This window comes from Faecalibacterium sp. 9 (genome assembly GCF_048320955.1).
In the GTDB taxonomy this organism is placed as follows: domain Bacteria; phylum Bacillota; class Clostridia; order Oscillospirales; family Ruminococcaceae; genus Faecalibacterium; species Faecalibacterium wellingii.
In genome coordinates, this window is sequence record NZ_JBLWGB010000001.1 from 1,674,331 (window position 1) to 1,695,071 (window position 20,741).

Genomic DNA, 20,741 nt, shown 5'->3' on the forward strand with positions numbered 1-20,741 from the left:
GTGGGAGACGTTAAGATGGGCGAGCAGAATCAGAGACAGACCACGAAAAGGACAGAAGGCGTGTTTTTGTATGATGCGCTGATGAATGATACCTATGTTTTGGAAGAAAGTCAGAAACCGGCCTTTGCAAAGCAGTATCGAAGGGCAGCAACCATCGTGTGTGATGCTGTATGCAGAGCAATCAAGGATGTGAAAGAACAGTCGAATCGGAGAGAATCGCACCAGCGTCATGTAAACAATCTCATTCCGATTATTGGTGAGCGCGGCACCGGCAAAACTTCTGTTATGCGGTCATTCTGCTGTGCATTGGAGCGCTATAATGGCATTACCTTAGCACCAGACCCGGTGTTTCCTTGCTACGATCTAAAATTGGATGAGCAGGCGCGCCAGAACATTGCAAATGCACATTTTCTGGTGCTGGATGTCATCAATGCCGGTGAGCTGAAAGGGCAGGATGATATTCTGGAAATCACCCTTGCCCGAATGCAGAACATCCTGAAACAGGAAGTAGAGTATGGTGCTCGCGGTACCTCGCAGGGCAGTTTGGAAGAGCTGCGGCGGTTATTGCAGAAATTTGAGACTTTGTACCGGAATCTGCGGTATCTGAACAGCCCAAAACGTGATTCGATCCCGGAAGGAGAGTCGGCACTGCGTGCTCTACAAAACCTTTCTAGCAGTCAAAGTGTGATCTGGGAGTTTGAAGATCTGGTCGAAAGCTATTTGGACTATTTTGACCACAAGGCACAGAACGAATATCACATGCCCGGCCGGAAGAGCTTTCTTGTCATCGCGCTGGATGATGTGGATCGTTACACCAATAAAACAGATAAAATAAACGGCAAAAATGCTTATACATTGCTGGAGGAAATTTACGAACATCTGACGCTGCCGCGTGTGCTTGTGCTGATGACGCTGGATGAAGAGATGCTACGCACCAGCGTGGAACGGTATATAGCCTCTGCGTTTGGAATAGAGGAGACACAGAAAAAAGTACAGGCCAGTCAGCTGCTTGCCAAAATTCTGCCGACTTATCACCGCGTTTATACACCCAATTATACGTACAATATCTGGACGGGTGTAGGAAATAAAAAACAGCAGATCTATGTTCGTCTGCCCGAAGCAATGCAGCAGGAGCTGGTGCTGACAGAAGAACCGATCCCGGCCAAGAAGCTGAATCTCTGTCTATTAGCAGAGCGCGCAGGTGTCTATTTTGATGCACTGGGGGAAAAGCAGCATTTCTTTGAGCAACGGAACATTCGGGAACTGCATGACTTCCTGCGCAAACTAGATGAAATGGAACAGCCGAACCAGCCGGATGCCGCAGAAAATGAAACGATTCGAGAAGAAAACCGTCGGCGGCTGCTGGAATATCTGAACGATACGTTCTATGTAGAAAAACTGAGCGGTGCGGAACAGGACGACTACAAAAAACGGCTGTGTTTTTCCATAGACCGCCGTAGCGAGGAATTGCTGTATGATATTCGGATAAATCGAAAAAAGCAGGAGAAAAAGCCAAATTTTGAGATTTCTGCAGAAGGCTCAATTCTGAAATTTGAAACGAATGAGGAAGATATTTCAGAAGGATTTCGCTATAGCTACGGAGAACTGATCTATAATTTGTATCATGCGACCCGGGAGGGTGATTATTCCAAGGAGATGATCCACTGCATCCTGGCACTTTACTCCGTGGAACTAAATCAGATATATGGTTCGGTTCGTGCTACACAGGAGAATGAAGCAGACCGGAAACAGGCTGCAAGGCAGCTGCAAAAGTTTATCGGACCATCGGTGACAGGCCGCTGGATCAATAAGATGCTGCCCAAAATCATGTTCCGTTATGAGGATGAAATGACCGGAAAAATGGAGCATTTTAAAACGCGAGATTGTTGGGCTTACAATAAGGCCAGTCTGGATGAAATGGTCGTGTTCAGACGTCCGTTATTGTCGAAAAAGGAAGATACAGCGTATCTGCTTCGTGTGGTAGAAATGATGCTGATGCTCTTTACGAATCTTCCGCATCCGTATAAGAAAATTGAAAAACCCACATTGCAGATCACGGCTTCCGGAAAGGAGATTTTGATTAAAGCAAAAAGCTCTAAGACACTTTGCTTTAATGTGTTGAATTTTTGTGTAAATTCGTTCCGATGGGAACAGTATTTTAACTGGGTGGATGATTTGTTCAAGGAGGCAATCAAGGAATACTTTAAAGTTAACAGCAATCTAAAAGCCGCAGGTTTCACGTCTGTGGCGCAGCTGGAAGAAGAACTAGATACATTCTCGCTACGGAATCAGTACAAAGCCTGGGATGCCCGGTACGGTTCGCTGGCACTTCCGCTGCAGCAGTTTGACCTGACCTACAATCTGTTCAAGCGGCTGGCAAATGATACGAGTGATATGCCGACGAGTATCCCGGATGCCGATATGCTCAAATGTTGCGGCTGGCTATACGGCAAAATCTCGCATCGGTTGCGGGAAGAATCCGATGTTTACGGTGGAATCTTGGGAGATGCTAGCTTTGAAAAGATCTTTGAAGGCTGCCCGTTCGTAGCTCGGATGTTGGCGCTGAATGCTGACAAGGATTATCCACCGCTGTTCCAGACCATTGAGATGCCAGAAGAGGAGCAAAAGTACGATACGGACGTTTTGAATGGCTTCTTCAGCAAGCTTGCGCAAAGTGCATCAATTCAGGCGCAAAACAACAATGAGTCAGCGAAAAATGAAAATGCGTCTATGCTGGAACAAAGCGATATGGACGCTGAAAAGACTAAAAAAGCGCAGCAGACGGAAGCCATCATAAAAGACCTGAACCTTAGTCCGAACGGTGGGCAGCAGGAGAAGCAATAATGGAGGAAAAAGATTCATTCTTTCTGCAAAGCCTTGCCCGGCTGAGCAGAGCACTGTTCTGTCAGGTCGATTCGCAGGATATTCTGGATGGAGCACTCTTTTTTGACGATATCTCGTTTCAGACGGCAGCGGATTATATGATGCTGGATCCGGATACTTCGTTGCGCTACAGCCGGATGGAATGCCGTAAGACTGCCGAATTTGCAGCAGATTTTGTCTGTGAGCGGCGAAAGCGTCACTTCTCCGGGCCGCAGGAGATCACGGGATGTCTGTCAGCCTTTTCAATTCTGGTCGTGCTGGCAGAACTGCTGCTTCGGCCGGATGAACCGGTGGTCTGCCGGTATGAGCAGCTGATTCCGTGGCGGCAGATTACAAAAATGTTGGGCGAGGAACTGCCGACAGCGGCTATGTATGCACAGAAGGACTTGGACAGCGGCATAGCTGGACGAAAGAACTTTGACTGGGCTGCTGTCATCGGCCACGACAACAGCCCGCTGAATGCCGTGATGGAGCGGGGCATTTCGGAGCACCACTTCCACCTGTTTTCCTCCCTGCCTTATTTTCAGGTATCGTGGGTCAACCTGATGAATGCAGTGAGCTGGAACTATTATCTGGATAACCTGCGACGTATTGAGCAGCAAAGCAAGGTCTGGCAGAAGGATGATTACATCACAGCACTTTTGAACCACAAAGCGGATCGGGCCGGAACGTCAACACTCATTCTGCACCAGATGCAGGCGGCATTGATTCGGATATATTTGTTTCAGCGGTTGTGTGAGCCGGTGCCGTATATCCAAAAGCCGCCTTTCGGCGGGATGGATCGGGTCTATCGCTTGCTGCGGAACCCGGAACTGTTGCAGTTAACGGCAGCAGAGATTCAGGATGAAATCGCCTTTTGGCAGGATACGCCAGGCGAGGATTATGCATTGAACCAAACGGCAAACAACAGAGTTGAAGACGCTCGACAGTTCCGTGGCGAACGCTGGTTTTTGTATGCCATGCTGCGGGACATCTATGCAGAACTGCACAGCCGCAAGCTGAGCCGGGAAGAGCATAACCTGTTTTATGCCTATCTCTGCTTGCAAAACGAGCTGCGTGCCCAGATGGTGCAAATCAACGGCTATGTGGGCTTTGATAACTTTCAGGTGTATGAGCGTCGGCGTGGCTACTTTTTCCCGCCGGATGCGGAATCGCTGTGGCTCAGTGCGCGGCTGGCCGTTCGGGAACCGCTGCTGAAGGCACCCTATCTGCGGGAGTTGGAAGTGCGAGTGTCTCCCTCTGATACAGCATTGGGAAATTACCAATGGATTGCTCAGCTGGATCGGGCCATTTACGGGCCGGATGCATTGCCGGGAGAACCGGAACCGCCGGATCTGCGCAGCCGGTATTATTACGTTTATCATTTTATCAAGCGACCAGATCGCACCACAGCGCGGCTGTCGGCTGCCTGTCAGAAGAACGAACTGCAATTGCAAGTGCAGCAGTACCGGCATGAAGATCTGCGTAGCAAGCTGGAACGGCAGGCTAAAGCGCTGCTGGCGTTCCGGGAAACATATCCGCAGACGGCCTGCCGGGTGCATGGCATCGATGCTGCCTCGCAGGAAATCGAGTGCCGCCCGGAAGTGTTTGCGCCTATTTTTCGGATGCTCCATGCGCACCAGCCCGCCAAAACCTATCCGATGGCTCCGCAGCTGCCACAGCTCAGAAAGACCTACCATGCCGGTGAAGATTTTCTGGATGTTGTGGACGGTCTGCGTGCCATCGACGAATCCATCCACTTTCTGGAACTGGGATACGGTGACCGCATCGGTCATGCGATCGCGCTGGGTATCGATGTGGCAGAATGGTACGAGAATAAAAAGCAGCAGATCGTGCTGTCTAAGCAGGATTATCTAGATAATCTGGCATGGATGAACCATGCGCTGACACAGTATCATCTGGAATGCGCTGACACGCTGCGCGAATTTTTAAGGAGCGAATTTGACCGCTATTTTCATGAGGTATACCAGCTGCATGGAGAAGCATCGCAGGATCTGGAGACCTATTACAAGGCATGGTGCCTGCGCGGTGACCATCCTTCCCTGTACCGCAACGGCGTTTATGAAGCGCCACCTATCCCGGTGGATGATCTTGACCGCTGCCGCACCAATTTTTCGTTCCCACAGCCTTTTTCGGAGCGGTATATCCAGGAGAGTGCAGCGCTCTATTACCGGTATCACTATGATCCCTTTGTAAAATCGGCTGGAAAGACACAGATATCTGTACGAGTACCAAAGATTTACAGCAATGCCTGTGCGCAGATACAGGCGTGTATGCAGCGGGAGGTGGCAGACCGCGGTATTGCAATAGAGACGAATCCTTCCTCCAATGTGCTCATCAGCACGTTCCGCGAGTACCACAAGCATCCGATTTATCATTTTTACAATAAGCATCTCGTCCATGGCACAGAACAGGATGCCTGTGCGCAGTTGCATGTATCCATCAACACGGATGACAACGGCGTGTTTTTTACCAGTATAGAAAACGAGTACGCCCTTATGGCCCGCGCGACTGAGCTGATTCTGGATGAGGAAACGGAACGCCCACGCTACAAAAAGGCAGATATCTACGAATGGCTGGATGATATCCGCAAAATGAGTAATGAGCAGGGCTTTCCGGGAGGTATAGAAGAAGAGAGGATAGAGCATGTTTAGAAAACAGAAGGACTACCCGCTGACTAAAATGGAAAAGCGCATTCTGGAGGAATGGGAAACCGCCTGGAAGGGTGCGCAGGGAGAAGATGACGACGAGAACACACAGACAGATGCGAATAAGATGCTCTATGATCTGGTGCGGGAAAACTACAAGATCTTTGCCCGCAAGGCGGCTCGGAACCGGGACGATAATTTTGCACAGAAGAATTGGCTGCTCTATGGCATCGGGATCACGGTGTTCGTGGAAAGCATTCTGCTGTTGCTGCTGACGATTTACTGGGAGAAGATGGAGTGGAGCAGCAGTGGCCTTATAATGTATGTCGTCTATTTCAGTGCGTTTCAGGCAATTCTGTTCTGTGCAGCAGGCAAAAAGATCGCCGTAGACAAAAAGCAGGAGACATGGGCGCGTCATACAGATGCACTGGGAAGGTTGCAAGATGCTATGGTTCGGTATACGCAGGGTCTTTCGCCTTATGAAGGGCTGAACGACGAGGAAAAACGGAAAATGTTCGCTCGACGTTTTTTGCGCATCGTAAATCTGAACCGAAAAAAATTCGTAAAGAACATGGAGAGCAAGGAAGCTGACCTGACAGATCTGCTGGAAAAGCTGAAACTGACCAAACTGTAAACAAATAAACCAAGAACCGGGTTTTCCCGCAAAAGGAGCTACATCGTGGTGGGTGCGTTGTACAGAGGAGCGAGCAGATATTGTTTCATATTACGGATTGGGCTGCTGTTCTCTGCAAGGCACTTCAGCACAAAGCGGATATGGTCGGCGTTCAGCTTAATAAGCCGGCTGCGTACCACCTCGGCGGGCTTATCGTCCCCGGCAATGTGCAGCAGCTTACGGTTGGTGGCACAGGTATCCACCAGCAAATTCACGATTTGGTAGAGGGTATCTTCATCATCCGGGTAAAGCCGGAGAAGAAGGTCTATCTCTAAAGAGCACGAAAAATATTCTTCGAACAGTTCGCGATTCTTCATCTTCTCCGATTCGTCGGAAAGGATAAGATTCGTATTATTCATCTCTTTTTATTCTCTTTCTTCTTAATACCTCGTGATTTTACCGGGTCTTGACAAGCGATTTTAGAGCCACAAGAATCGTCATTATCACGATTCTTGACACTCTCCTTTGAAGATTCTGCCGAAAAGTTTTTCACATACACCAAACATGGCTTTCCTTGCCCTCGACGTTTTCGTTCAATCAAACCAAATTCTTCAAGTTCCCGGAGCAGTTTGGTCGCTTTGTTGTCTGCGCAACGTAAAGTCCTCTTGACATCCTCAATCGTGAAGATGATGAACACTCGGCCTTTTTTGTCAAACCATTCATTTTTAACAGAAAGGCTCATGCGGTCAAGCAGGATGCCGTATAGAGTTTTGGCATCGGTTGACAGATCTTGAAACCGCTGCTCCTGAAAAAGAGCCTTTGGAATGCGGAAGAACGAAAATAGTTCTCCGGCCTGTCCGTAAAAGTAGTCAAGGGTCATACGGTTGTGTCAAGAGCTGAAAGCAACAATGAGATAAAAACATTGCATAAACCTCCGGTGAAAAAATTTATCGAGGAATGAAAAAAGCGCAACTTCGATTTTTGGGGTCGAAATTGCGCTATGTAATTAGATATGGAAAAATATTGCTTTGCTCTAGTGCCATAAATTGCACGAAACATCTTGACAGCAAGTATATCTGACTGTAGAATACAACTCAATAAGTCTTTGCTCTTTGAAATTGTCTTTATTGCTGGTTGGATTCCAAGGTTAAATTACACTTTTGAAAAAATGAAGCGAACCAACGCCAAATATTATTCATCCTCGCACCTTTGTGTGGGGGTGCGTGAGTGCGTGGTTCAGGAGAGCGCTTGCATGGCATGCAAGAGGTCACCGGTTCGATCCCGGTATTCTCCACCAAAAAAGCACTGTACTTCGTAGGAAGTATGGTGCTTTTCTTTTTGCTGAAGCCGGTTTTTGGGGGCTGCATTGCTTCGCCTGCACTGTTTTCAGGCATTTGCAGGCGGTTCCTATACAACCCCCAGCTTTTGACTTTACACCGTTTTCAAAAAGGACTGTTTGCCGCCCGTTTTTTCAGCAGGCTGTCGCATTATCCCCCTCAATAGACGCAGCAAAAGGCGGTGGTCTCCCACAATAAGGGAAGCCGCCGCCTTTGTTGATTATCGGATAAGCCAGCCGTAATCCTGTCTGCAATCTACCACATAATCTGCATAAACCGTATTATCTACGATCTGGAAAATGAGCATATAGCGTTTTTCAAACAAGATGAATCGGTAAGCATTTTTAGGAATGTATTCGCCTCTGAGCCACGGGCAGCGCTGCGGCATCTGCTCCAAAGACTTTGCAGCCTTTTCAAATTCGACTGTAAGCCGCTCTGCTGCTGCAGGGCTGACCTGTGCCAGAAATGCGGCGTGGGACACCAGCATCTGAGCGGCCCGTGCTGACACGATCACGCGGTATTTATTTTGCTGCTCCATGTCCGGCGGCCTCCTTGATCGCGCTGCGCATCATGGAAGTGACCTCATCAACCGAATAGCCCTCGCTTCCACGCATCCGGTTCTCTTCCACGGAAAGCAGCTCTTCACGGAGCTTCAGCATTTTTTCCCGGCGGTTGTAGGTTTCGATGTCCATGACGACCAAGTCACCCTCGCCGTTCTTGGTGAGAAAAATCGGCTCAGCGGTTTCTCTGCACAGATCAGCAATCTCATTATAATTCTGGCGAATCGCTGCGGATGGACGGATATTCATAAAAGCACCTCCTGCTCCTGTGTGACCCGTAATAGTAAAATTCTGATTATATTATACCCATATTATACAACGAAGTCAATGTGGACGGTTATCACTTGATTCTCCATTTGTTGACTTTAATCCGAATATTCATTTGTGGTTTCCCACAATTTCAGCTTACAAAAAAATGAGATAGGCGACCCCTTCCGGGGAAGTCTATCTCATCTTTCGTAGGAGGCTGTTGCAGCAGCCTCGCTCTTTCCCAATACTCTATACACAAAATCAGGCAGTCACACGGCGGGGCATAGCTGCGGGCACTGGCTCCACAAGGGCCGGATGCATTCCCTCTCGATAATCCAGATCGCCCTGATCCAGACCGCGCAGCAAAACCTCTGCGGTGGCAATGTTGGTGGCAATGGGTACGCCGTGCATGTCGCACAGGCGGAGCAGATTCTGCTCCGTGATGCTGGAAGCGTCTGCCTTCAGCGGGTCGCGGAAGAACAGCACCAGATCCACCTCATCACAGGCAACGCGGGAAGTGATCTGCTGCACACCGCCCAGTTTTCCGGAGAGGTAGCAATGTACCGGCAGACCGGTGGTCTGTGCCAGCATCCGTCCGGTGGTACCGGTGGCAATGACTGTATTTTTGGACAAAATGGCACTGTAAGCAGTACAGAACTGCAGTGCAAGCTCTTTACGGGAATCATGTGCAAGAATGGCGATCGTCATATTGCTCTCTCCTTTGTTCCAAGTATAGTGTTGTGTGTGACGAACAACTTTCTCATTGGAAAGTGAAATGAAGTGAAATCGTTATCAAATTATCCAATATAGTTTTACCGCATCGAAATAGGGGTTGTCAAGGGGGTTTTTGTACTTTTTACAAAACAAAATGGAGAAAGTAAGACTATATCTTTGTGAGAAGTGCAGGAAACTGGGATACATTCATCCATATCAGGGGACGATTTAAACGGGCCTGCTGAAAACAAAATTCAAAAATTGTATTTTTTGCAAAAACAGTCTGTCTGTGTGAAACAAAAATACAGGCTGACGCAATTTGCACCAGCCTGTATTTGAAAAAGCTTTTCAGATCCTTTTGCCAAATGATGAATTGAATGGAGAAATCGCTCACTCCCGATCTTCACACGCGGAAGGTGGGTTCAGCGGGTCTGTCCATCACCGTGGATGATATATTTGTAGCTGCACAGCTCGGCCAGTCCCATGGGGCCGCGGGCGTGGAGCTTCTGGGTGGAAATGCCCATTTCACACCCAAGGCCAAACTCGCCGCCATCCGTAAAGCGGGTGGAGCAGTTCACATACACAGCGGCGCTGTCCACAGCAGCGGTAAACAGATCCGCGTGGGCCTGTGTCCGGGTCAGGATGGCCTCGCTGTGGCCGGTGGAATGCCGGGCGATATGATCGATGGCTTCCTCCACGCTGTCCACCACTTTGACGGCAAGGATATAATCCAGAAACTCGGTGTCAAAGTCTTTTTCGCCGGCAGGCGTGCCAGCGATTATAGCGGCGGCGCGCTTGTCAAGACGAAGCTCTACCGGATGCAGACCCTTTGCAATGCGGTCCGGGCCAAGCCGCTGGGCCAGACGGGGAAGAAACTCCCCGGCAATGGCAGAGTGCACAAGGCACACCTCCTCGGCGTTGCAGACGCTGGGACGGCTGGCTTTTGCGTTCTCGATGATGTCCAGTGCTTTGGAAAGGTCGGCAGTGTCGTCTACATAGATATGGCAGATGCCGGTGCCGGTCTGGATACAGGGCACCTTGGCGTTCTCCACGCAGGCACGGATGAGCCCTGCACCGCCGCGAGGGATCAGCAGATCCACATAGCCTACGGCGGTCATCAGAGCGTTGGCAGAGGCATGGGTGGTGTCCTCGATCAGGCAGACCGAAGTCTCGGGCAGACCGGCCTTTTTCAGGCCCTGCCGCAGAACGGTGACGATGGCGTTGGCACTGCGCCAGGCCTCCTTGCCGCAGCGCAGGATGCAGGCGTTGCCGCTTTTGATGGCAAGGGCGGCGGCATCGCTGGTCACGTTGGGACGGCTCTCGTAGATGATGGCGATCACACCCATCGGTACGGCGGTCTTTTCGATCACAAGGCCGTTGGGGCGCTCTACCCGGTTCAGCACCCGGCCCACCGGGTCGGGCAGGGCGGCAACCTCGCGGATGCCCTGCGCCATGGCTTCGATGCGCGGAACGGTCAGAGCCAGACGATCCAGCATCACATCGCTGATGTGCCCTTTGGCAGCAGCCATGTCCTCGGCGTTGGCGGCAAGGATGGCAGACTGGTTCTGCGCATCGCATAAAGCGTCCGCCATGCCCAGCAGGGCAGTGCTGCGGACAGCGTTATCGGCCAGTGCAAGGGCGCTTTTGGCGCTGCGGGCCGCTTCCAGAATTTGCTGTGTCGTCATAGGTTCAGTCCTCCTTGTGGCCGGTAAAGCGGGTACCTGCGGGCTTGCCCGCGGCAATGTCATACAAAAGTTCCGGGTGTGCACCGTTCGCAATGACCATGTCGGCACCGCTGCCGGTCACCATGCGGGCGGCGCGCAGCTTGGTGGCCATGCCGCCGGTGCCAAGGGCGGAGCCTGCGCCGTCGGCCAGTGCCATTACCGCAGGGGTGATCTCCCGCACCAGCGGGATGAGCTTTGCATCCGGGTGGGTGTGGGGATTGGCCGTGTACAGGCCGTCGATGTCGCTCAGCAGCACCAGCAGGTCGGCCTGTGCACAGCAGGCCACGATGGCCGCCAGTGTGTCGTTGTCGCCGATGGAGGTGATCTCATCGGTGGCAACGGTGTCGTTCTCATTGATGATGGGCAGTGCACCCAGCTCCAAAAGGCGGGACAGGGTGTTCTGGAAGTTTACCCGGCGCTCGGTGTGCTCCACGTCCACGCCGGTGAGCAGGATCTGCGCCACAGTGTGATTATAGGCATTGAACAGACGATCGTAGGTGTACATCAGCTCACACTGTCCCACAGCGGCACAGGCCTGTTTGGTGGAGGTATCCTTTGGGCGGGTCGGCAGAGAAAGTTTGCCTACGCCCATGCCGATGGCGCCGGAGGACACCAGAATGACCTCGTGGCCTTCGTTTTTCAGGTCGCTCAAAACCTCGACCAGCTTTTCGGTGTGGCGGATGTTCAGCCGTCCGGTGGCGTATGCCAGAGTAGAAGTGCCTACTTTCACAACGATGCGCATGATTCCATTAACCCTTTCCCATTTCCTTAGTCTTATTGTACGAGGCGATGACGGCATCCATCACCGCACCGCGCAGGCCGCGCTCTTCCAGCACGCGCACGCCCTGAATGGTGCTGCCGCCGGGGCTGCATACGGCATCCTTGAGTTCGCCGGGATGCTTTCCGCTTTCCAGAACCAGCTTTGCGCTGCCCAGAACCATCTGTGCGGCATATTCCTGCGCTTTGGTGCGGGGCAGGCCGCAGGCCACACCGCCGTCGGCCAGAGCCTCAATAAACTGGTACACCCATGCCGGGCCGCAGCCGGAAACGCAGCTGGCAGCATCGATCAGACTTTCTGGCACGGCGTCCAGACGGCCCGCGGGAGCCATGATCCTGAGGAACGCTTCCTCTTCCTCTGCGGTAACGTTGGAAGAGCAATACTGGATCATGCCTTCGCCCACCGATGCCGGGGTATTGGGCATGATGCGGATCACAGGAAAGTCCTCACCGGCCAGCTCCTGAATGCGGGCGATCGAAAGGCCTGCTGCCATGCTGCACAGCACAAAGCGCTTGGGGCGCTCGTCCAGCGTGAATCTGAGCGGCTCCAGCAGTGCTTCCATCATCTGGGGCTTCACGGCCAGAAAGATCAGGTCGCAGTCACCGGCCACCTCAGCATTGGTGGCTGTTTTGCAGCCCAGTTCCTTGGCCAGTGCCTGCGCCTTGGCCGCAGTGCGGTTTGCCAGAAAAACTTTCTTAGGGTCAACAGCTTTGCAAACGGCACGGGCGATGGCTCCGCCCATGTTGCCGCAGCCCAGAAAACCAATGGTATCCATCATAGTTTGTACCCTCCCTCAAAACAGCACTTAATTCACAGTCGTCTGCTCCCATTCTAAGCGCAGAGGAATATAAAATCAAGGGCCTTTTCCGCTTTTTTGCCGGAAGAAGCCGCTTTTGCAGGCGTTGCACACCGCCGGAAGGGTCTTTTGGGGGCAGAGAAATGGCTTTTGAAGCGAGAAACTGCCGGAGTGAAACACAGGAAATCATTCTTTGTTTACAAAATGGACAGAATCAATGCTTGCAATCGGGACGGCTTTTGCGGTATTATAATGTACAAAGCTGCCAATCGCCGTACGCAGCGGGAAAAATTTCTACGGTCGGGAAAGGAAGGTTTTTGTGTCACAAACAACGAAGCGGGCACTGGAAGCATCGCTGAAAAAGCTGCTGCTGGAAAAGCCCCTCAATAAGATCACGATCAACGATATCACAGAGGACTGCGGCGTGAACCGCATGACCTTCTACTACCACTTCAAGGATATTTACGATCTGGTGGACTGGATCCTGACGGAAGATGCAACCAAGGCAATGGAAGGCTGCCAGAGCTTTGATACATGGACCGAAGCGTTTCTGGACATCCTGCACCAGATCCGGGATAACAAAGCACTGGTGCTGAACGTATACCGTTCTGTGGGCCGTGAACAGGTGGAGCAGTATCTCTACAAGCTTCTGGACCCCATGCTGAAGGAATTTGCGGATCGCGAATGCCACGATATCACCGTGCAGGACGATGACAAGCAGTTTGTGGTGGATTTTTACAAATATGCGCTGGTGGGCGTGGGGCTGGAATGGATCCGCCGGGACATGAAAACGGATCCTGCTGTGATGGTAGAACGTACGGGACGGATGCTGCAGGGCGATCTGCGCCGCGCGTTATGCCGCCTTGCCAGCAATAAGATCCATCTGGAACAGGACGGCTGAACCGGAAGAACGACAAAATTTTATCATAATCTGCGCCGTGATGGGTTTTCTATCACGGCGCTTTTTCTGTTTATGGCGCACGTTTGTTAAAAATGGTATGATGGCGGCAACAAAAGAAATTTCCGAAGATGTTGTTTGGAGGAAAAGGATTATGAATACTTCTGTTGAGAACCTGACTCATAAAATGCAGCGCGCTGCCGTTGGTAAAATGGTAGACGTGGTGCTTTCTCATGCCGATAAAGACCGTCAGAAAACCGTGGGACAGCTGGTGGATGTTGCAAAGCAGTTCTATGGCAACTCGTTCAGCGACGAGGCCTACGAGCACGCCAGGCAGACCCTGACCGACCCCGACAGCAAGTGGTCCAAGCTCATCAACTGCGTGCTGGATCAGACCAATCCCAACGTGGCCCGCACCACGGCACTGAATCTGGGCTATGAAGCCTTCTTCCGCGGCACCAAGACCATCCGCGAGAACCGCGTGAAGTACCAGTGCAACATTCCGTGGCTGATCCTGTTCGACCCCACTTCTGCCTGCAACATGCATTGCGTGGGCTGCTGGGCTGGCGAGTATGGCAACAAGAACAACCTCAGCTTTGAGGATATGGACAAGATCGTTACCGAGGGCAAGGAACTGGGCGTATACCTGTACATGCTGACCGGCGGCGAGCCGCTGGTGCGCAAGGCCGATATCCTGAAGCTGGCGGAGAAGCACAACGATGTTGAATTTGCCATCTACACCAACTCCACCCTCATCGATGAGCCCTTCTGCAAAGAGGTGGTGCGTCTGGGTAACATTGCCTTCATGCTGTCCATCGAGGGCACCCCGGAGACCAACGATGCCCGCCGCGGTGAGGGGCACTATGCCGCTGTCATGAACGCGATGGATCTGCTGAAGAAGTACGGCATCATCTTTGGCACCTCCATCTGCTATACCCGTGATAACATCGAAGCTGTCACCAACGATGAGTTCATGCGTTTCCTGTGCGAGAAGGGTGCACACTTCGGCTTCTACTTCCACTACATGCCCGTGGGCAACGAGGCAGCACCGGAGCTGATGCCTACCCCGGAGCAGCGCAAATATATGATCGACCGCATCCGCTATCTGCGCTCGGAGGCCTGCAATATCCCGTTCTACCCCATGGACTTCCAGAATGATGGCGAGTTTGTGGGCGGCTGCATTGCCGGTGGCCGCAACTACTTCCACATCAACTCGGCCGGTGATGCAGAGCCCTGTGTGTTCATCCACTACTCCAATGCCAATATCCACGACCAGAGCATTCTGGAGATCCTGCACAGCCCGCTGTTCATGGCTTATCACAACGGCCAGCCCTTCAACAAGAACCATCTGCGTCCCTGCCCGATGCTGGAAAACCCCGAGCTGCTGCAGAAGATGGTGCACGAGACCGGTGCCCACAGCACCGACCTGCAGTCCCCGGAGAGCGTGGAACACCTGTGCGAGAAGTGCAAGAGCTACGCCGCCAACTGGCAGCCCACTGCGGACGAGATCTGGTCCCACACCAGGATCCGCGAAAGCCGCTACGAGAACTACAAGGATTGGAAGCCCTCGCAGCCCATTGAAAAGTAATCTTCGGCAAACATCATCATAAAAAGCAAAGGCCCTGCGTTCGAAAGAACGCAGGGCCTTTGTGATACAGGGCAGGGAAGATGCTTATTGCTTTTCGGCAGGCGGTTCCGGGGCAGGCGAAGCATCGTCCTCCGGGTCGCCGAAATTGTCGTGGTAGGTCTGAAGCATGTCGAGCTCTGCATTGCGCTTCAGGCCGTGGATGACCAGCTTTTTGATGATGTCATAGATGACAGCAAACAGCGGTACACCCACGATCATGCCCACAAAGCCCCACAGACCGCCGAACAGCAGGATGGCGAACAGGACCCAGAAGCTGGAAAGACCGGTGGTGTTGCCCAGGATCTTGGGGCCGATCACATTGCCGTCCAGCTGCTGCAGGACCAGCACGAACAGCACGAACCACAGTGCCTTGATGGGGCTCTGGATGAGAATGAGCAGGGTAGCCGGAACCGCACCGATGAACGGGCCAAAGAAGGGGATGACATTGGTCACGCCGATGATGACCGACACCAGCAGTGCACTGGGGAATTTGAAGATCAGGCAGCCGATATAGCACAGCACGCCGATGATGGCGGAATCCATGATCTTGCCGTTGATGAAGCCGCCGAACATCTTATCGGCATACTTCACTTCTTCCTTGATGAGCTCTGCCCAGCGGGGCTTGAAGATGCTGTAGAGCACCAGCTTGCCCTGCTGCACAAAGCGCTTGCGGCTGGCCAGCATGTACACGGCCACGATGATGCCGATGACCAGATTCTTGGCTACCGTTACAACGTTCAGCACACCAATGGCGGCACCGCTGACGATGTTCTGCATGGAGGGCAGGAGCCGGGTCTTGATCAGATCATCGAAATTGGTGCTGATGGTGGCATAAGCAGAGTTGAGCATGTTCATGATCTGCTGGTTGTTCTCAATGAACTCCACATGATTTGCCCACTGCACGAACTTTGCAAGGTTGCGCTGTGCAGTGTAGTACAGGGTGGTCACGCTGGTGATGAGCTGCGGAATGATCATCATGCACAAAGCGTAGATGAGGAGCAGACCGAACAGGATGGTCAGTGTAATAGACAGCACATTGACCAGACCATGCATCTTTTCCGGAATGAAGCGGCGCAGAAAGCTCTCGATGGTGTTGCATACGGGCTTGAGCAGGTAGGCGATGACGGCACCGTAGATGAACGGCATCAGAATGCCGGTCAGGGTCGAGATCGCGTTGCCAAAACCGTCAAAGCGGTAGATCAGAAAGAAAAAGATGATGCTCAGGGAGATCGCTCCGAACCCGGCCAGCATCCCGTAAAGATAGGGCTTGATGTGCGGCTTTTTGTCCATCATGTGATAAACTCCATTCCTGCCGCAGGCAGCAGGAATACCCACGACACATGTTAGATTTTGTTGCTCCTGCGCCAGATATGCATCTTTTCGGCTTCCTTGATAAGGTCTTCGCGGAAGTCGGGATGTGCAACGTTGATCAGGGCCTCAGCCTTTTCCCAGGTAGTCAGGCCCTTCAGGTTCACGCAGCCGTACTCCGTGCACAGGTAGTGGATGTTGGCACGGGTATCGGTGACGATGCTGCCGTTTTCCAGCGTGGGACGGATGCGGCTCTCCAGCTGGCCGGTCTTCTTATTAAAGAAGGTAGAGGACAGGCAGATAAAGCTCTTGCCGCCCTTGGAAAGGTATGCGCCCAGAACGAAGTCCAGCTGACCGCCGGCACCGGAGATGTGCTTGAGGCCTGCAGTCTCGGCGTTCACCTGACCGAACAGGTCGATGTCCACAGCGTTGTTGATGGAGATAAAGTTATCCAGTGCGGAGATGCTGCGGATATCGTTGGTATAGTCCACGGGAGCGGACATGCACTCCGGATTATCGTTCAGGTAATCGTACATCTTCTGGGTGCCGGCACCAAAGGCGTAGACCTGACGGCCCTTGTCCAGCTGCTTGCGTGCACCGGTGATCTTGCCGGCCTTGGCGATATCCACAAAAGCGTCCACATACATTTCGGTGTGCACGCCCAGATCCTTCAGGTCGCTCTGTGCGATCAGGCTGCCGATGGCATTGGGCATACCGCCGATGCCCAGCTGCAGGCAGGCACCGTTGGGGATCTGCGGAACGATCAGGTTGGCAACCTTCAGATCCACTTCGGTAGCAGCACCGGGAGCGGCCATCTGGCCAATGGGAGGATTCTCGCCTTCCACGATGCCGGTGACCTGAGAAATGTGGATGCAGTTCTCCATGCCGCCAAGGCAGCGGGGCATGTTCTTGTTGACCTCAACAACGATCTTCTTGGCTTTTTCGCATACAGCGCCCAGATGAGATGCACTGGGGCCGAAGTTGAAATAGCCGTGCTCGTCCATAGGGGTCACCTGGAACACGGCCACATCCAGCGGGTCCGGGCTCTCACGGTAGTAACGGGGCAGCTCGGAATAACGGATGGGGGAGTAAAAGGAGAACCCCTGTGCAATGGCCTTGCGCTCAATGCCGCCCATGTGCCAGCTGTTCCAGGTCATGTGTGCGGCGGGGTCGTCGATCTGGAAGATCGCGGGCACCCACATCAGGATGCCGCCGCGGAAGTTGACGCCCTCCAGCTCCGGCAGACGCTTTGCAAGCTCGGCATCCACCGCCACGGGGGTGTTCACTGCCCAGCCGTAGTCCACCCAGTCACCGCTTTTGACCAGTGCGGCAGCCTGAGCGGCGGTCATTTTTTTCTGAGCATACAGTTCCGTAAAATCCATTATAAACCATCCTCTCCTATAATAACATAAAGGAATTGTAAATTTATCATTTACACTTCCTGCACGGACAGATCTTTGCAGGTTATTTACCGTTTTTTGGTAGTTTGCACACAACTCTGACATAGCCGTGTGGTATCCTGACAGACAACAGGGAAAGCTGCCGGACAGTTCGGCAGACCTGCACAACTTAGTTATAACATTAACAATGTGCAGAATCAATAGTTTATCGTGAAAATTTTGGCTGACTGTCAATATTTACAAAATTCAGAGCTATTTTGGAGGATTGTTTGGTGTGGTGAAACCAAAAATCTTTGCAAAAGGACTTGATAAAATTTTGACGATGTGATTTACTTATAGCGTAGCAAGTTGCCGCGATGTGGCACAGCGTTGATTGTTTAAATTTTAACGATAAAACGTACAGCTTGCACAAAATCTTGCACCCAAGACTGGAAAGTGCTATCATGGCAGAACCAAAACGCGCTTTTCACAGCGCTCAAGGAGGACACCAGACGATGGCAACAGCAGTTTACCCCGGTTCGTTCGACCCGGTCACAAAAGGACACCTTGATATCATCAAGCGCGCAGCAAAGATCAACGATCATCTGATCGTGGCAGTGCTCAATAACAGCGCAAAGAATCCGCTCTTCACCGTGGAGGAGCGCGTAGAGTTGCTCAAGGAGTGCTGCAAAGGCATCCAGAACGTTTCGGTGGAGAGCTTCGACGGCCTGACCGTAGAGTTCGCCAAGAAGCGGCACGCTTCGGTGATGGTACGGGGACTGCGGGCTGTGACAGACTTTGAAAACGAGATCCAGCTTGCGCAGACCAATCACGCACTGATGCCCGGCATTGAGACCATGTTCCTTGCCACCAGCATCAAGTGGAGCTACCTTTCTTCTACGATCGTGAAGGAGGCAGCGTATTACGGCAGCGACATCGGCAAGTTCGTTACCCCCAATGTGGAAAAGGCGGTCAACGAAAAGTATGCGCTGATCCGGCAGGGAAAAGACCCTGAAAAATAATTTGCAGAAATGCCCAAGGGCGTTTTGATAAAAAGGCAATCGAAAAGCAACACATACACAATTCAGGAGGCTATTCACATGAAAAAGATCGTTATCGCATCTGCATGCCGTACCGCTATTGGCAAGTTCGGCGGCACTCTGGCAAACGTTCCCGCAGTTGAGCTGGGCTCCATTGTCATCAAGGAAGCCCTGAACCGTGCAAACGTCGCACCTGAGCAGGTCGATCATGTTTACATGGGCTGTGTCATTCAGGCTGGTCTGGGCCAGAACGTTGCACGTCAGGCTGCTCTGAAGGCTGGTCTGCCCATCGAGACCCCGGCTGTCACCGTCAACGTGGTGTGTGGCTCCGGTCTGAACTGCGTCAATATGGCTGCTCAGATGATCGAGGCAGGCGATGCTGATATCGTGGTCGCAGGCGGCATGGAGAACATGGACATGGCTCCCTTCGCACTGCAGAAGGCTCGTTACGGCTACCGCATGGGCGCTCCTATGGGCAAGAGCGAGATCGTGGATACCATGGTCAACGATGCTCTGTGGGATGCCTGCGGCTTCAACAAGCACATGGGTATGACCGCTGAGAATGTCTGCACCAACGAGACCTATCAGAAGAAGTACGGCTACAGCCCCATCACCCGTGAGATGCTGGACGAGTTCTCATACAACAGCCAGCTGAAGGCTGACAAGGCCATCAAGGACGGCGCTTTCAAGGACGAGATCGTTCCCGTTGTGATCAAGGGCAAGAAGGGCGACACCGTGTTCGATACCGATGAAGGCCCCCGTCTGAGCGCTCCTGAAGTGCTGGCAAAGCTGAAGCCCGCTTTCACCAAGGACGGCATTGTGACCGCCGGCAACTCTTCCGCCATCAATGACGGCGCTGCTGCTCTGGTCATCATGAGCGAGGAGAAGGCAAAGGAGCTGGGCGTGAAGCCTCTGGCTACTTGGGTGGCTGGTGCTCTGGCAGGCGTTGAGCCCGAAGTCATGGGTCTGGGCCCCATCGCTGCTACCAAGAAGGTCATGGCAAAGACCGGCCTGACTGTTGCTGACATGGATCTGATCGAGGCCAACGAGGCATTTGCTGCTCAGTCTGTGGCTGTCAGCCAGGCTCTGAACTTTGATATGAGCAAGGTGAACGTCAACGGCGGCGCAATTGCTCTGGGCCACCCGGTCGGCGCTTCCGGCGCTCGTATCCTGGTCACCCTGCTGTATGCTATGAAGCATCGCGGCGCACACAAGGGCCTGGCTACCCTGTGCATCGGCGGCGGCATGGGCTGCGCTACCATCGTTGAGATGGACTAAGCTCCATTACTGGAGAGCCTGACTGAATGACAGACCCGGGCAGGGGAGGAACCGGAGAGCCTGCTCTGGCCCGGGGGCTGTTTATGATAACTGATAAGATTTGAATAGGAGGTTTTCACAATGGCATTTGTAAAAACCGAGGTGCAGGGCGCAGTTGAGATCATCACCATCGACCGTCCCAAGGCACTGAATGCCCTGAACCCCGAAGTTCTGGCAGACCTGAAGGCTGCATTTGAGGCTGTGGATCAGGAGACTGTCCGCTGCATCGTTCTGACCGGCGAAGGCGACAAGAGCTTCGTGGCAGGCGCTGATATCGGTTCCATGAGCACCATGACCAAGGCAGAGGGCGAGGCCTTCGGCAAGCTGGGCAATGATGTGTTCCTGATGATCGAGAGCTTCCCCATCCCCGTCATTGCAGCCGTGAACGGCTTTGCACTGGGCGGCGGCAACGAGCTGGCAATGAGCTGCGACATCCGCATCTGCTCTGACAACGCTGTGTTTGGTCAGCCTGAAGTTGGTCTGGGCATCACCCCGGGCTTCGGCGGCACCCAGCGTCTGGCACGTCTGGTCGGCATGGGCATGGCAAAGCAGCTGGTCTACTCTGCTCTGAACATCAAGGCAGACGAGGCTCTGCGCATTGGTCTGGTGAACGCTGTGTATCCGCAGGCTGAGCTGATGGAGAACGTGCTGAAGCTGGCCGGCAAGATCGCAAAGAACGCACCCATCGCTGTACGCAACTGCAAGAAGGCAATCAACGGCGGCATCAGCCTGCCCATCGAGAAGGCTGTTGAGGTCGAGGAAAAGCTGTTCGGCGACTGCTTCGAGACCCACGATCAGGTGGAGGGCATGAGCTGCTTCCTGTCCCGTGAGAAGCCGAAGCCCAAGGCAGTGTTCACCAACAACTAATCC

At 52.8% G+C, this 20,741-nt stretch carries 17 protein-coding genes and 1 pseudogene; 9 read left to right on the forward strand and 9 right to left on the reverse strand.

Annotated features, from left to right (window positions below; translation table 11 throughout):
• Positions 1–15: 15 nt before the first annotated feature.
• Genes ACKXF9_RS08110 through ACKXF9_RS08120 form a run of 3 tightly spaced genes read left to right on the forward strand, consistent with a single transcriptional unit; the run spans position 16 to position 6,165 of the window.
• The gene (locus ACKXF9_RS08110) at positions 16–2,844 is read left to right on the forward strand and encodes a hypothetical protein (RefSeq protein ID WP_418265877.1); all 2,829 of its coding nucleotides are present in this window, start codon (positions 16–18) and stop codon (positions 2,842–2,844) included.
• The gene (locus ACKXF9_RS08115; protein ID WP_097780049.1) at positions 2,844–5,537 is read left to right on the forward strand and encodes a hypothetical protein; all 2,694 of its coding nucleotides are present in this window, start codon (positions 2,844–2,846) and stop codon (positions 5,535–5,537) included. The genes ACKXF9_RS08110 and ACKXF9_RS08115 overlap by 1 nt, the downstream gene beginning before the upstream one ends.
• On the forward strand, positions 5,530–6,165 hold the full coding sequence (locus ACKXF9_RS08120; RefSeq protein ID WP_418265821.1) for a hypothetical protein: 636 nt from the start codon (positions 5,530–5,532) through the stop codon (positions 6,163–6,165). Before ACKXF9_RS08115 ends, ACKXF9_RS08120 begins: the two co-directional genes overlap by 8 nt.
• 38 nt (positions 6,166–6,203) lie before the next feature.
• Here the strand turns inward: ACKXF9_RS08120 and ACKXF9_RS08125 are convergent.
• Positions 6,204–7,024, reverse strand: a pseudogene (locus ACKXF9_RS08125) (DUF6017 domain-containing protein).
• Between the two features lie 377 nt (positions 7,025–7,401).
• Between ACKXF9_RS08125 and ACKXF9_RS08130 the strand changes: the two are divergent.
• The gene (locus tag ACKXF9_RS08130) at positions 7,402–7,647 is read left to right on the forward strand and encodes a hypothetical protein (protein ID WP_418265822.1); all 246 of its coding nucleotides are present in this window, start codon (positions 7,402–7,404) and stop codon (positions 7,645–7,647) included.
• Between the two features lie 54 nt (positions 7,648–7,701).
• On the opposite strand, the gene ACKXF9_RS08135 is transcribed toward ACKXF9_RS08130, so the two are convergent.
• The 6 genes from ACKXF9_RS08135 to proC all read right to left on the reverse strand — a co-directional run bounded on the left by ACKXF9_RS08135 (position 7,702) and on the right by proC (position 12,284).
• Entirely contained in the window at positions 7,702–8,019 is a 318-nt protein-coding gene (locus tag ACKXF9_RS08135; RefSeq protein ID WP_339394693.1) for a type II toxin-antitoxin system RelE/ParE family toxin, read from the reverse strand.
• Positions 8,003–8,290 (reverse strand): type II toxin-antitoxin system Phd/YefM family antitoxin, encoded by a 288-nt coding sequence (locus ACKXF9_RS08140; RefSeq protein WP_418265823.1) that lies wholly within the window; start codon positions 8,288–8,290, stop codon positions 8,003–8,005. Before ACKXF9_RS08140 ends, ACKXF9_RS08135 begins: the two co-directional genes overlap by 17 nt.
• Before the next feature lie 261 nt (positions 8,291–8,551).
• Positions 8,552–8,998 (reverse strand): methylglyoxal synthase, encoded by a 447-nt coding sequence (locus ACKXF9_RS08145; RefSeq protein ID WP_177986569.1) that lies wholly within the window; start codon positions 8,996–8,998, stop codon positions 8,552–8,554.
• A gap of 428 nt (positions 8,999–9,426) precedes the next feature.
• The gene (locus ACKXF9_RS08150) at positions 9,427–10,689 is read right to left on the reverse strand and encodes a glutamate-5-semialdehyde dehydrogenase (protein WP_418265824.1); all 1,263 of its coding nucleotides are present in this window, start codon (positions 10,687–10,689) and stop codon (positions 9,427–9,429) included.
• A 4-nt stretch (positions 10,690–10,693) separates the two neighbouring features.
• On the reverse strand, positions 10,694–11,470 hold the full coding sequence (gene proB, locus ACKXF9_RS08155; protein WP_249238511.1) for a glutamate 5-kinase: 777 nt from the start codon (positions 11,468–11,470) through the stop codon (positions 10,694–10,696).
• 7 nt (positions 11,471–11,477) lie between these two features.
• Positions 11,478–12,284, reverse strand: coding sequence for a pyrroline-5-carboxylate reductase (proC, locus tag ACKXF9_RS08160; RefSeq protein WP_249238512.1), 807 nt, complete (start codon positions 12,282–12,284; stop codon positions 11,478–11,480).
• Positions 12,285–12,621: 337 nt separating this feature from the next.
• Here proC and ACKXF9_RS08165 point away from each other — a divergent pair, with 337 nt between their 5' ends.
• Positions 12,622–13,203 carry a TetR-like C-terminal domain-containing protein gene (locus ACKXF9_RS08165; RefSeq protein ID WP_339394697.1) on the forward strand — a complete coding sequence of 194 codons (582 nt, stop codon included), beginning with the start codon at positions 12,622–12,624 and terminating at the stop codon, positions 13,201–13,203.
• 151 nt (positions 13,204–13,354) lie between these two features.
• Positions 13,355–14,788 carry a radical SAM protein gene (locus tag ACKXF9_RS08170; RefSeq protein ID WP_418265825.1) on the forward strand — a complete coding sequence of 478 codons (1,434 nt, stop codon included), beginning with the start codon at positions 13,355–13,357 and terminating at the stop codon, positions 14,786–14,788.
• A gap of 84 nt (positions 14,789–14,872) precedes the next feature.
• On the opposite strand, the gene ACKXF9_RS08175 is transcribed toward ACKXF9_RS08170, so the two are convergent.
• Positions 14,873–16,120 (reverse strand): AI-2E family transporter, encoded by a 1,248-nt coding sequence (locus ACKXF9_RS08175; protein ID WP_418265826.1) that lies wholly within the window; start codon positions 16,118–16,120, stop codon positions 14,873–14,875.
• Positions 16,121–16,170: 50 nt separating this feature from the next.
• Positions 16,171–17,517, reverse strand: coding sequence for a butyryl-CoA:acetate CoA-transferase (locus tag ACKXF9_RS08180; protein ID WP_339394700.1), 1,347 nt, complete (start codon positions 17,515–17,517; stop codon positions 16,171–16,173).
• Positions 17,518–18,029: 512 nt separating this feature from the next.
• Between ACKXF9_RS08180 and coaD the strand changes: the two genes are divergently transcribed.
• From coaD to ACKXF9_RS08195, 3 genes are all read left to right on the forward strand, one after another.
• A complete protein-coding gene (coaD, locus tag ACKXF9_RS08185; RefSeq protein WP_339394701.1) occupies positions 18,030–18,536 on the forward strand; it encodes a pantetheine-phosphate adenylyltransferase in 507 nt (168 codons plus the stop codon).
• A 78-nt stretch (positions 18,537–18,614) separates the two neighbouring features.
• Entirely contained in the window at positions 18,615–19,832 is a 1,218-nt protein-coding gene (locus ACKXF9_RS08190) for an acetyl-CoA C-acetyltransferase (protein ID WP_005940168.1), read from the forward strand.
• A 120-nt stretch (positions 19,833–19,952) separates the two neighbouring features.
• Positions 19,953–20,738 (forward strand): enoyl-CoA hydratase-related protein, encoded by a 786-nt coding sequence (locus ACKXF9_RS08195; RefSeq protein ID WP_249238519.1) that lies wholly within the window; start codon positions 19,953–19,955, stop codon positions 20,736–20,738.
• Positions 20,739–20,741 lie beyond the last annotated feature (3 nt).

Bases quoted from the DNA above. Each gene is read 5' to 3' on its own strand.
- ACKXF9_RS08110 (WP_418265877.1), top strand. From the start codon at position 16: ATGGGCGAGCAGAATCAGAGACAGACCACGAAAAGGACAGAAGGCGTG.
- ACKXF9_RS08115 (WP_097780049.1), top strand. From the start codon at position 2,844: ATGGAGGAAAAAGATTCATTCTTTCTGCAAAGCCTTGCCCGGCTGAGC.
- ACKXF9_RS08120 (WP_418265821.1), top strand. From the start codon at position 5,530: ATGTTTAGAAAACAGAAGGACTACCCGCTGACTAAAATGGAAAAGCGC.
- ACKXF9_RS08130 (WP_418265822.1), top strand. From the start codon at position 7,402: ATGCAAGAGGTCACCGGTTCGATCCCGGTATTCTCCACCAAAAAAGCA.
- ACKXF9_RS08135 (WP_339394693.1), bottom strand. From the start codon at position 8,019: ATGGAGCAGCAAAATAAATACCGCGTGATCGTGTCAGCACGGGCCGCT.
- ACKXF9_RS08140 (WP_418265823.1), bottom strand. From the start codon at position 8,290: ATGAATATCCGTCCATCCGCAGCGATTCGCCAGAATTATAATGAGATT.
- ACKXF9_RS08145 (WP_177986569.1), bottom strand. From the start codon at position 8,998: ATGACGATCGCCATTCTTGCACATGATTCCCGTAAAGAGCTTGCACTG.
- ACKXF9_RS08150 (WP_418265824.1), bottom strand. From the start codon at position 10,689: ATGACGACACAGCAAATTCTGGAAGCGGCCCGCAGCGCCAAAAGCGCC.
- proB (WP_249238511.1), bottom strand. From the start codon at position 11,470: ATGCGCATCGTTGTGAAAGTAGGCACTTCTACTCTGGCATACGCCACC.
- proC (WP_249238512.1), bottom strand. From the start codon at position 12,284: ATGATGGATACCATTGGTTTTCTGGGCTGCGGCAACATGGGCGGAGCC.
- ACKXF9_RS08170 (WP_418265825.1), top strand. From the start codon at position 13,355: ATGAATACTTCTGTTGAGAACCTGACTCATAAAATGCAGCGCGCTGCC.
- ACKXF9_RS08175 (WP_418265826.1), bottom strand. From the start codon at position 16,120: ATGATGGACAAAAAGCCGCACATCAAGCCCTATCTTTACGGGATGCTG.
- ACKXF9_RS08180 (WP_339394700.1), bottom strand. From the start codon at position 17,517: ATGGATTTTACGGAACTGTATGCTCAGAAAAAAATGACCGCCGCTCAG.
- coaD (WP_339394701.1), top strand. From the start codon at position 18,030: ATGGCAACAGCAGTTTACCCCGGTTCGTTCGACCCGGTCACAAAAGGA.
- ACKXF9_RS08190 (WP_005940168.1), top strand. From the start codon at position 18,615: ATGAAAAAGATCGTTATCGCATCTGCATGCCGTACCGCTATTGGCAAG.
- ACKXF9_RS08195 (WP_249238519.1), top strand. From the start codon at position 19,953: ATGGCATTTGTAAAAACCGAGGTGCAGGGCGCAGTTGAGATCATCACC.